Origin of the sequence: Dietzia sp. CW19 (assembly GCF_014145265.1) — a bacterium.
GTDB classification, from domain to species: domain Bacteria; phylum Actinomycetota; class Actinomycetes; order Mycobacteriales; family Mycobacteriaceae; genus Dietzia; species Dietzia natronolimnaea.
Window position 1 is genome coordinate 8288 of record NZ_JAALEE010000510.1, and the last position, 2514, is coordinate 10801.

Sequence of the window (2514 nt, forward strand, 5' to 3'; positions counted from 1 at the left end):
GCCGCGCGGGTGACACCGCCGGCCGGTCCACCAGTGGACGACGTCGAATGTGATCTGGGCAGCAAGCTCACGCTCGGCCAGTTCCTCAAGCTGGCCTCGCTGCTCGATTCGGGGGCGGAGGCCAAGGACGCCGTCGCGGCGGGCGCGGTCAGCGTCAACGGGGAGGTCGACGTGCGGCGCGGTCGCGGACTGGCCGACGGCGACGTGGTGGCGTTCGGTGGCCGCGCGGCCCGCGTGGTCGCCCGTGACGGGCAGGGGAGGCCTCAGTGAACGAGATGACGTCCGGCGCCGTGCCGGCCCCGGTGGTGCTGCACGACGACGACCCGGGGGCCCGCCGCTACGCGGACTGGTTGGCGGAGGAGTTCGACGCCCGCAGCTCCCACCACGACGCCGTGGATCCCGCCGAGCTCGTGGTGGCCGGGACGGTGGTCCTGGTGACGGGCATGCGTCCGGGTGGCGGTCTGGGCGGCTCGGGGTTCATCAAGGACAACTGGGAGGCGCTCGTGGAGGCCGGTCGCCGGGTCGCCGTCGTCATGGTGGGCCCCACCCCGGTCACCGACGACGCCCGGATCGACCTGATGTCGAGCGAGTTCTCCGCCGACCAGCTCCGGGACCTCAAGCTGTTCCAGTTGCGCGGCGTGGTGACCCCCGACCAACTCGGGTTCCGGCAGCGGCTGGGGATCAAGACCGCGCTGGCGGCACTGCGCCGCAAACCGGATCTCACCCCGGAGGAGCAGTCGATGCTCGAGCTGGGCGGGCTGGATCTCACCGACCGGGTCTCCCTCGGCCCGCTCCTGCGGTGGATCAGACGCGAGGCATGACCGTCCGGGCCGCCGGTCGCGGACGGTGTGATACCCGTTACACTTCGTGAGGACAGCCCCACGCCCGGGTGGGGTGCCTACCCGGAGGTTCCCTGACATGCGCACCACCCTGCTCGCCGCGGCGTCGTCCGCTCTGATGGCCACCGCCCTGCTCGCCGGGGCCGGGTCGGCGACGGCGGCGCCCGAGGAGCCGACGGACCCGTTCTGCGTGTGGATCCAGACGATGAACGGCGCCCGGTGCATGTCGGTCGATCCCGCGACCATCGACGCGCTCGGCAGTCTGGGCTACGGCTCCCTCGGCACCGGCTCGCTGATGAACCTGCTGACGACGCTCATCAACACCGGGTCCGTCGTCCTCTCCGTCGACGTGCCCAACTCGACCGGGTCGTACGCGCCCGGGTCGCTGGGCAGTTACGGGCCGGAGGCCTCGATCGGCGAGCTGTCGGTCGGCTCGGTCGGCACCTTCGCGGGCGCGTCCTGATCCGCTGACCGCTCGGCGACCCCGTCGGCCGCCACGCCCCGGCGTGGGGTGCGCGCCGGGGTCAGCGCACCACGATCCCGTCGGAGTCCGCGTAGAGCATGTCGCCGGGGACGAAGTCGACCCCGCCGAAACTCACGGTGACATCCCGCTCCCCGGCGCCCGTCTTGGACGACTTGCGGGGGTTGGTCCCGAGGGCCTTGCACCCGAAGTCCATCGTGCCGATCACCGCGGAGTCGCGGATCGCGCCGTGGACCACCACGCCGGCCCATCCGTTGGATCGACCGAGTTCCGCGATGAGGTCGCCGACGAGCGCCGTGTGCACACTCGCATCACCGTCGATCACCAGGACCCGACCCTCTCCGGGCTCACCCAGAACGCTCTTGAGCAGCGCGTTGTCCTGGAAGCACCGGACCGTGGAGACCGGGCCGAAGAACTCGGTGCGGCCGCCGAGGTCGCGGAAATGGGTGTCGCAACTCCGGACGCCCTCGCCGATCTCGTCGACGAGGTCGGCGGTGGGGACGAATCCGGTGGGGGTGTCGGTCATGGCGGGCCCTCCTGGTCTGAGTTCGGTCTCCCTCCACGCTATCCGGCGACGCTGCCCCGGAAGACCTCGGCCGTGGGGGACAATGACGCCCGAGGGTGTCACAGAAATTTGTCTAGACGTAGGAGGACCGATCCGTGGCCAGGTACGAGCTCCTGATCCACGCCCGCCGCGCCGTGGTCGACGGTCGTATCCAGCAGGCGGCGGTCGCAGTGGACGGCGGCGTGATCTCCTCCGTGCGGACCGGGTCCGAGGCACGGGACATCGGGTTGGCGGGTGATCACACGATCGATCTGGGTGACGACGTCGTTCTGATGCCCGGGCTGGTGGACCCGCACGTGAGCACCGAGGACGTCGCGGTGGGCACCCGTTCGGCCGCCCTCGGGGGGATCACCACCGTGGTCGACTACGGGACGAACGGCGACCCGTCGGCCACCGACCCGGAGCAGGTGGACCGGTGGCGGGAGGGGGTGACCGGCGAGTCGTCCGTCGACGTGGGCCTGTGGGGCGCCGCGGTGCCCGGCAACCTCGGACGGCTCGGCGCGTTGCTCGACCGGGGGGTGTTCGGGATCTCCGCCGTGGCGGACGGGAAGGGCGTGGCGGGAACCCCCACCCTGAACAGTGAGGACCTGGCGGCGGCGGCGGAGGAGGTCGCCGGCCGCGGCGGGCTC

Annotated in this window: 4 protein-coding genes and 1 pseudogene; 4 read left to right on the forward strand and 1 reads right to left on the reverse strand. The window is 71.8% G+C overall.

Translation table 11 applies throughout. The features are described 5' to 3' along the window. Nucleotides 1-33 precede the first annotated feature (33 nt). From G6021_RS14575 to G6021_RS14585, 3 genes are all read left to right on the forward strand, one after another. Entirely contained in the window at nt 34-270 is a 237-nt protein-coding gene (locus G6021_RS14575) for an RNA-binding S4 domain-containing protein (protein ID WP_182609886.1), read from the forward strand. 5 nt (nt 271-275) lie between these two features. Further along, complete coding sequence (locus G6021_RS14580; RefSeq protein ID WP_179526102.1) at nt 276-821, forward strand: hypothetical protein; 546 nt, start codon at nt 276-278, stop codon at nt 819-821. A 97-nt stretch (nt 822-918) separates the two neighbouring features. Next, entirely contained in the window at nt 919-1302 is a 384-nt protein-coding gene (locus G6021_RS14585) for a hypothetical protein (RefSeq protein ID WP_179524198.1), read from the forward strand. Nucleotides 1303-1363: 61 nt separating this feature from the next. On the opposite strand, the gene rraA is transcribed toward G6021_RS14585, so the two are convergent. Further along, nucleotides 1364-1846: a ribonuclease E activity regulator RraA gene (rraA, locus tag G6021_RS14590; RefSeq protein WP_182641592.1), complete on the reverse strand. Its 483-nt coding sequence runs from the start codon at nt 1844-1846 to the stop codon at nt 1364-1366. A 134-nt stretch (nt 1847-1980) separates the two neighbouring features. Between rraA and G6021_RS14595 the strand changes: the two are divergent. Beyond that, nucleotides 1981-2514 (forward strand): annotated as a pseudogene (locus G6021_RS14595) (allantoinase); the annotation flags it as partial.

What these genes read in the sequence shown, in the direction of transcription:
- G6021_RS14580 (WP_179526102.1), top strand. Translation starts at nt 276, where the DNA reads ATGACGTCCGGCGCCGTGCCGGCCCCGGTGGTGCTGCACGACGACGAC.
- G6021_RS14585 (WP_179524198.1), top strand. Translation starts at nt 919, where the DNA reads ATGCGCACCACCCTGCTCGCCGCGGCGTCGTCCGCTCTGATGGCCACC.
- rraA (WP_182641592.1), bottom strand. Translation starts at nt 1,846, where the DNA reads ATGACCGACACCCCCACCGGATTCGTCCCCACCGCCGACCTCGTCGAC.